This window comes from Thermomonas sp. (genome assembly GCF_029945965.1).
GTDB lineage: Bacteria > Pseudomonadota > Gammaproteobacteria > Xanthomonadales > Xanthomonadaceae > Thermomonas.
In genome coordinates, this window is the sequence record NZ_JAQSDO010000004.1 from 1 (window position 1) to 7148 (window position 7148).

General features: G+C 63.4%; 8 protein-coding genes and 1 pseudogene. All 9 read left to right on the top strand.

The genetic code is table 11. The annotated features are described in order from the left end of the window. Positions 1-154, top strand: a pseudogene (locus tag PSV05_RS00905) (P-type conjugative transfer ATPase TrbB); the annotation flags it as partial. Positions 155-210: 56 nt separating this feature from the next. Continuing rightward, a complete protein-coding gene (locus PSV05_RS00910) occupies positions 211-510 on the top strand; it encodes a TrbC/VirB2 family protein (RefSeq protein WP_300060137.1) in 300 nt (99 codons plus the stop codon). Then, positions 507-779, top strand: a complete 273-nt coding sequence (locus tag PSV05_RS00915) for a VirB3 family type IV secretion system protein (protein ID WP_300060117.1) — start codon at positions 507-509, stop codon at positions 777-779. Before PSV05_RS00910 ends, PSV05_RS00915 begins: the two co-directional genes overlap by 4 nt. Positions 780-798: 19 nt before the next feature. Beyond that, positions 799-3237, top strand: coding sequence for a conjugal transfer protein TrbE (gene trbE / locus PSV05_RS00920; RefSeq protein ID WP_300060120.1), 2439 nt, complete (start codon positions 799-801; stop codon positions 3235-3237). Then, a complete protein-coding gene (gene trbJ, locus PSV05_RS00925) occupies positions 3234-3962 on the top strand; it encodes a P-type conjugative transfer protein TrbJ (protein WP_300060123.1) in 729 nt (242 codons plus the stop codon). The genes trbE and trbJ overlap by 4 nt, the downstream gene beginning before the upstream one ends. Positions 3963-3972: 10 nt before the next feature. Further along, positions 3973-4236 (top strand): EexN family lipoprotein, encoded by a 264-nt coding sequence (locus PSV05_RS00930; protein ID WP_300060126.1) that lies wholly within the window; start codon positions 3973-3975, stop codon positions 4234-4236. A gap of 3 nt (positions 4237-4239) precedes the next feature. Continuing rightward, a complete protein-coding gene (gene trbL, locus PSV05_RS00935) occupies positions 4240-5601 on the top strand; it encodes a P-type conjugative transfer protein TrbL (RefSeq protein ID WP_300060128.1) in 1362 nt (453 codons plus the stop codon). A 25-nt stretch (positions 5602-5626) separates the two neighbouring features. After that, positions 5627-6334 (top strand): conjugal transfer protein TrbF, encoded by a 708-nt coding sequence (gene trbF / locus PSV05_RS00940; protein WP_300060131.1) that lies wholly within the window; start codon positions 5627-5629, stop codon positions 6332-6334. Beyond that, on the top strand, positions 6331-7148 hold an 818-nt coding region (gene trbG / locus PSV05_RS00945; RefSeq protein ID WP_300060134.1), incomplete at its 3' end, for a P-type conjugative transfer protein TrbG. The genes trbF and trbG, both read left to right, overlap by 4 nt.

Sequence of the window (7148 nt, forward strand, 5' to 3'; positions counted from 1 at the left end):
GAACGTCATCGTCTACATCGCCGGTCGCGGCCATGCGCGCCGCGTGCAGGAAATCGCCCGCGTCACCGGCTTCGACAGCCACGGCTACCAGCTCAGCACGGAGCTGCTGCCTTCCATCCCCTCACTTTCACCAACGCCCGGAGAACCGTCATGACACTTTCGCACACTTCCGTAAATCCGCTTCTGCCCAACGCCCGGCTTCAGGTCGATATGCAGATCATCGTCATGGCGGCGCTGTTGCTGTGCGTGGCGCTGCCTGCACACGCAGCGGGTTCTAACATGCCGTGGGAGGCACCGCTGCAATCGGTGTTGGAGTCCATCCAGGGACCGGTGGCCCGCATCATCGCGGTGATCATCATCATTACCACCGGCCTGACGCTGGCGTTTGGCGACAGCAGCGGGGGCTTTCGCAAGCTGGTGCAGATCGTCTTCGGCCTGTCGATCGCGTTCGCCGCGTCCTCGTTTTTCCTGACCTTCTTCAGCTTCGGCGGCGGAGCAGTGATCGCATGAACGCGCTGCCTGCTGACGCACCTGGTTTTGAAGTGCCGCTGCATCGTTCGTTGACCGAACCCATTTTGCTCGGAGGCGCACCGCGCACGGTGGCGATTGCCAACGGCACGCTGGCCGCTGCGGTCGGTCTCGGGTTGCAACTCTGGCTCCCCGGTCTTGCGCTGTGGATCGTCGGGCACTCATTGGCGGTGTGGGGCGCGCGCCTGGATGCGCAGTTCATGGCGGTTTTCGCTCGACACATCAAGCACCGCATGCTGTTGGACGTATGAGGCCCACGGAGAACACGTCATGATGCACCTTGCCGAATACCGCACACGCCCCGCTCTGCTAGCAGACTGGTTACCCTGGGCTGGGCTGGTCGCACCGGGTGTCGTACTCAACAAGGACGGCTCGTTCCAGCGCACGGCGCGGTTTCGCGGGCCGGACCTGGACAGCGCGACACAGGGCGAACTGATCGCCACATCGGCGCGCTTGAACAACGCGCTGCGCCGGTTCGGTTCCGGCTGGGCGCTATTCGTGGAAGCCGAACGGCGCGAAGCGGCGGACTACCCGGAGTCGGTATTTCCCGAGCCGCTGTCCTGGCTGGTCGATGAGGAGCGCCGCGCCGTCTTTGAGGAAGCCGATAGCCACTTCGAGAGTACATACCACCTGACGCTGCTCTATCTGCCGCCCGAGGAATCAACGGCCCGCGCCGCCAAGCTGCTGTACGAGAACACCAAGGTCGAAGGCGTGGATTGGCGTGAACGGCTGGAGGGCTTCGTGTCGGAGACCGAACGCTTCTTCGGTTTGCTCGAAGGGGTCATGCCGGAAATAGTCTGGCTCGACGATGGTCAGACCTTGAGCTACCTGCATGCCTGCGTGTCCACGCGCCGGCATTCGGTGGCCGTGCCCGAAGTGCCGATGCACCTTGATGCGCTATTGGCCGACGAACCGCTGACGGGTGGGCTGGCACCGATGCTCGGAAGCCAACACCTGCGCGTGGTGTCGGTGCGTGGTTTCCCGATCTCGACCTGGCCCGGCTTGCTCGACGACCTCAACCGCTTGGGCTTTGCCTATCGCTGGAGCACCCGCTTCCTGTGCCTGGACAAGGCCGAGGCGGAGAAGGAACTGACGCGGCTGCGCCGCCAGTGGTTCGCCAAGCGCAAGAACATCGTCGCGCTGCTGCGTGAAACCATTTTTCAACAGGAAAGTCCGCTGGTGGATTCCGATGCCTCGAACAAGGCAGCGGATGCCGATGCAGCACTGCAGGAACTGGGCAGTGACCAGGTGTCGTTCGGCTACATCACCGCAACCGTGACAGTACTCGATACCGATGCGACGGCCGCCGACGAGAAGTTGCGCGCAGTGGAGCGGACTATCCAGAGCCGCGGCTTCGTGACGATCCCCGAAACGTTGAACGCGGTCGATGCCTGGCTGTCGTCGATTCCGGGGCACGCCTACGCAAACGTGCGCCAGCCCATTGTCTCGACCTTGAATCTGGCCCACATGCTGCCGGTGTCGGCAGTGTGGGCCGGTCAAGAGCGCAATGCGCATCTTGACGGCCCACCGCTGATCGTGACCCGCACCGATGGCGCGACGCCGTTCCGGCTGGTCACGCACATCGGCGACGTGGGCAACACGCTGGTGGTCGGCCCCATCGGCATGGGCAAGTCGGTACTGCTGGCCACTTTGGCCATGCAGTTCCGCCGCTATGCCGGATCACGCATCTTCGCGTTCGACATGGGGCGTTCGATTCGTGCCACTGTGCTCGGACTCGGTGGCGAGCATTACGACTTGGGCGCAGAGGGTGCTATCGCCTTCCAGCCGCTGGCCCGCATCGACCAGGACAGCTACCGCGCCTGGGCGGCCGAGTGGGTCGAAGACCGCTTGATTCACGAAGGCGTGGCCGTTGGGCCAGACGTGAAGGACGCTGTGTGGTCGGCGCTGAACAGTCTCGCCAGCGCGCCACTTGATCAGCGCACCTTGACCGGCTTGTCGGTGCTGCTGCAATCGAATGCGCTGCGGCAAGCCCTGCAACCCTATGTGCTGGGTGGTGCACACGGCAAGCTGCTTGATGCCGATCATGACCGGCTCGGTTTCGCCGACGTGCAAGCGTTTGAGATGGAGGAACTGATGCACAGCAAGGCGGCGGCGCTGGCCGTGCTGCGCTACCTGTTCGCGCGCTTCGAGGAGCGCCTTGACGGTGCCCCAACACTGTTGATTCTTGATGAGGCTTGGCTGTTCCTCGATGACCCGGTGTTCGCCACGCGCATTCGCCAGTGGCTGAAAACGCTGCGAAAAAAGAACGTGTCGGTCATTTTCGCCACGCAATCGCTGGCGGATATCAAAGATTCCAGTATTGCACCAGCCATCATCGAGAGCTGCGTGAACCGTATTTTCTTGCCCAATCCGCAGGCGACCGAGCCGCAGATCCGCGTCATCTACGAAGGCTTCGGCCTCAATGCGCGGCAGATCGAGATCGTGGCGACCGCCCAGCCCAAGCGCGATTACTACTACCAGTCGCGGCTCGGCAATCGGGTCTTCGATCTGGGGCTCGGGCCAGTGGCGCTGGCATTTTCCGGTGCAGCCAAGCCCGAAGACCAGCGCGCTATCGACACCGTCTCTGCGTCAGTGCCGCCTGCGGACTTCGCAGCCGCGTGGCTGCGCCATCGCGGCCTCGACTGGGCCGCGGACCTGATCCCATCTTATCCGTCGATCCCCTTCACACCCCAGGAGAAACAGCCATGAAGAAAACCTTGATTGCCATCGCCGCCGCCGTTCTGGTGAGCGCCATGCCCGCTGCGCAGGCGCAGTGGGTCGTGATCGATCCGACCAATCTCGTGCAGAACATCATGACGGCAGCACGCGCACTGGAACAGATCAACAACCAGATCAGGCAGCTTCAGAACGAAGCGCAGATGTTGACGAACCAGGCGAAGAACCTCACGAGTCTGGACTTTAGCGCGCTCAATGAATTGCGCTCGACACTGTCCGCGACAAACCAGCTCCTGCAACAGGCGCAGGGACTGGCCTTCAACCTGTCGCAGATGGAAACGGAGTTCGCGCGACTCTATCCCGATGCCTATACCGCCTCCACGTCGGGTAGTCAGATGGCAACCGATGCCCGCACGCGCTGGCGCAACTCGTTGGAGGCACTGCGCACCGCGACCAAGGTGCAGTCGCAAGCAGTACAGAACTTTGCATCCGACGAGCAGACCTTGACCGACCTCGTGAACCGCAGCCAGTCCGCCGTTGGCACGCTTCAGGCCACGCAAGCGACGAACCAATTGCTGGCGCTGCAATCCCGGCAAGCCATCCAGGCGCAGCAGCTACAGATCACGCAGGACCGGGCTAGTGCGCTGGAGCAGGCGCGGCAGGTCGCGGTACAGGAACGCGCCCGCGAGGTGAGTCGGCGTTTCCAGGGCGATGGCACGCCCTACACGCCAACCACTGTCAACTATTACGACCACTGAGAACTCAACCATGAGAACCATTTTCACCATCGCCGCCTGCACGCTGCTACTCGCCGCGTGCAACAAGCCGGCATCCACCGAGTCTGTCGAATCGCTGGTCGCGAATCCCGAGCGCTTGAAAGAGGTCCGCGCCCAATGCAAGGCCGACCACGCCAAGGCCGGCGATGCTCTGTGCAGCATGGCCGCCGAGGCCACGCGGCGGCGCTTCATGGGCAGCGGCACGCCGTACACGCCTGCGCCGCCGGTTACGCCGCGTTCCGCGCCGAAGGACTGAGCCATGAATGACTTGTCGGTCATCGACCACTTCCTTGATGTCTTCTCGCGCTACATCGACTCGGGCTTCGGGTTGTTGCACGGCGAGGTGGCGTTTCTCACCGCCACGTTGGTGGTGATCGACATGACGCTGGCCGGACTGTTCTGGGCCATGGGCGGTGAAGATGTCATCGGCAAGCTGATCAAGAAGACGCTGTACGTCGGTGCCTTCGCTTTCATCATCGGCAACTTCAACAATCTGGCAGGCATTCTGTTCCGCTCCTTTGCTGGACTCGGGCTGGTGGCGTCGGGTTCGACATTGACGCAAGCGCAGTTTCTGCGGCCGGGTCTACTGGCCAAGGTCGGCGTCGATGCAGCGCGGCCCATCATGGCGCAGATCAGCGACATGACCGGCTTCCCGGAAGTGTTCGCGCACCTTGATGTCATCACGGTGCTGTTCCTCGCGTGGCTGGTGGTGATCATCAGCTTCTTCGTGTTGGCGGTGCAGCTCTTCGTCACGCTGATCGAATTCAAACTGACCACACTCGCGGGCTTCGTGCTGGTGCCGTTTGCGTTGTGGAACAAGACGGCATTTCTGGCCGAGCGCGTATTGGGCAACGTGGTTTCGTCGGGCATCAAGGTGCTGGTGCTGGCGGTCATTGTGGGCATCGGCACAGGACTGTTTGCGCAGTTTCAGGTGCCGCCCGGCACCGAGCCATCCATCGACTTGGCGCTGACCATCATGCTGGCCTCACTGGCGATGCTGGGGCTGGGAATCTTCGGGCCGGGGATTGCGACCGGACTGGTGTCAGGCGCACCACAGCTCGGCGCTGGCGCTGCGGCCGGAACGGCGCTCGGTGTCGCTGGTTTGGCAGTGGCCGGTGGTGCCGCTATCGCATCAGGTGGCGCAGCGGTCGCGGCGGGTGCGCGCATGGCGCCGGGTGCCGCGCGCGCGGCCATCGGTAGCGCAGCATCGGCCGGGCGTGCGACCAGCTCAATGGCAAGCGGTGCGAAATCCGCTTACCAGGCCGGTGCGGCGGCATCAGGAGGTAGCGGTGTTCGTGCTGCCGGCGCGGGCCTCGCCAATGTGGCCAAGAGTGGTGCCGGTGCTGTCGGCCAGCGCGTCGCAGCCGGAGCGAAAGCGGTCAAGGATCGCGTCGCGAATTTCGTCGCGGACGCCGCTGCGCCTGCTGCGGCAGCCGGCGCTACCGATTCGGCCGAATCGGCCGAAACCAAGCCACCTGCGGGCGAGCCCGCTTGGGCCAAACAAATGCGGCGCAAACAGCAGGCAAGCCATGCGGTCTCGACGGCGGCGCACACGCTGCGTTCAGGCGACCACGGTGGCAGCGGCGCCAGCCCGAGCCTGCGTGATGACTCCAACACCTGACTCGAACCCTTGAGGAGATAAATTCATGCTATTCAAACGACCCCAGGTGCGCTACTCGGAAACGCCAGAGCCTGTGACCCCCTACCAAGCCGCCGCGCAGGTCTGGGACCAGCGTATCGGCAGTGCCCGCGTGCAGGCGAAGAACTGGCGCTTGATGGCCTTCGGCTGCCTGTCGCTGGCATTGCTGATGGCGGGCGGTCTGGTGTGGCGCTCAGCACAATCCATCGTCACGCCCTATGTAGTGGAAGTGGCCGCCGGCGGCCAGGTGCGCGCGGTCGGTGAAGCGGCCACGCCGTACAAGCCGAACGACGCGCAGATCGCCTACCACCTGGCGCGCTTCCTCACCGACGTGCGCGCACTGTCGATCGATCCGATAGTCGTGCGCCAAAACTGGCTCGAAGCCTACGACTACACGACGGACAAGGGTGCGGCCACGCTGAACGACTACGCACGCACCAACGATCCATTCGCGCGCATCGGACAGACCTCGACGGCGGTGGAGATCACCAGCGTGGTTCGCGCCAGCGAATCCTCGTTCCAGGTGCGCTGGATCGAGCGCAACTACGCGAACGGTTCACCCTCGGGCACCGAGCGCTGGACCGCCATGCTTTCCGTGGTATTGCAGCCGCCGCGTACCGAAGAGCGGCTGCGCAAAAACCCGCTGGGAATCTATGTCAACGGCCTGTCCTGGAGCCGTGAACTCGACGCGACCGAAGGAGTGAAGAAACCATGAAAACCCAAATCCGCATTTACGCTTTGCCGTTAATCCTGAGTGCCACCTTAGCATCCGTCACTGGCTGCGCGACGCATGGACAGCCTCCACCTGACATCACGCTGGATGAACCCGTCGCGGCGCACGCGTTGCCGGAGCCGCCCAAGCCCATCGAGGTAGTCGAAGTGCCGAAGCTACTGCCGCTGCCCGAACAGTTGAAGGCCTTGGGGAGCACGCCCGAAGACAAGCCAGTCGCCGAATCACCCGATGAGAAAACTCGCGTGGCGCGCGCCAATGCCGAAGCGCGTGTGGCACCAAGTCGCGAGGGTTACATCAACGCCATCCAGGTCTGGCCTTATGCGGATGGCGCGCTGTATCAGGTCTACACGAGTCCGGGCCGCGTCACTGTCATCGCCTTGCAACAAGGTGAAGAGCTGGTGACGGTCTCGGCCGGTGACACTGTGCGCTGGATCGTCGGCGACACGGCCAGCGGTGCGGGCACCAGCCTGCGTGTGAATATTCTCGTGAAGCCAACGCGCATCGGGCTGAAGACGAATCTGGTCATCACGACCAATCGCCGCACGTACCTGCTTGAACTGTCTTCGACGCCGCAGGCGTGGATGGCATCCGCATCGTGGGACTACCCGAAGGACCGCCTGCTGGCATTGCAGAAACAGGCGCAGCAAGCTCAAGCCTCTGCACCGGTTGACTCGGGCTTGTCGCTGGAGCAGATCAAGTTCCGCTACGCGATTTCCGGCGACAGCCCACCGTGGAAGCCGCTGCGCGCCTTCGACGACGGCGAACGGGTCTACATCCAGTTCCCCACCGGCATCGC

What these genes read in the sequence shown, in the direction of transcription:
- PSV05_RS00930 (WP_300060126.1), top strand. Translation starts at nt 3,973, where the DNA reads ATGAGAACCATTTTCACCATCGCCGCCTGCACGCTGCTACTCGCCGCG.
- trbE (WP_300060120.1), top strand. Translation starts at nt 799, where the DNA reads ATGATGCACCTTGCCGAATACCGCACACGCCCCGCTCTGCTAGCAGAC.
- trbF (WP_300060131.1), top strand. Translation starts at nt 5,627, where the DNA reads ATGCTATTCAAACGACCCCAGGTGCGCTACTCGGAAACGCCAGAGCCT.
- trbL (WP_300060128.1), top strand. Translation starts at nt 4,240, where the DNA reads ATGAATGACTTGTCGGTCATCGACCACTTCCTTGATGTCTTCTCGCGC.
- PSV05_RS00910 (WP_300060137.1), top strand. Translation starts at nt 211, where the DNA reads ATGCAGATCATCGTCATGGCGGCGCTGTTGCTGTGCGTGGCGCTGCCT.
- PSV05_RS00915 (WP_300060117.1), top strand. Translation starts at nt 507, where the DNA reads ATGAACGCGCTGCCTGCTGACGCACCTGGTTTTGAAGTGCCGCTGCAT.
- trbJ (WP_300060123.1), top strand. Translation starts at nt 3,234, where the DNA reads ATGAAGAAAACCTTGATTGCCATCGCCGCCGCCGTTCTGGTGAGCGCC.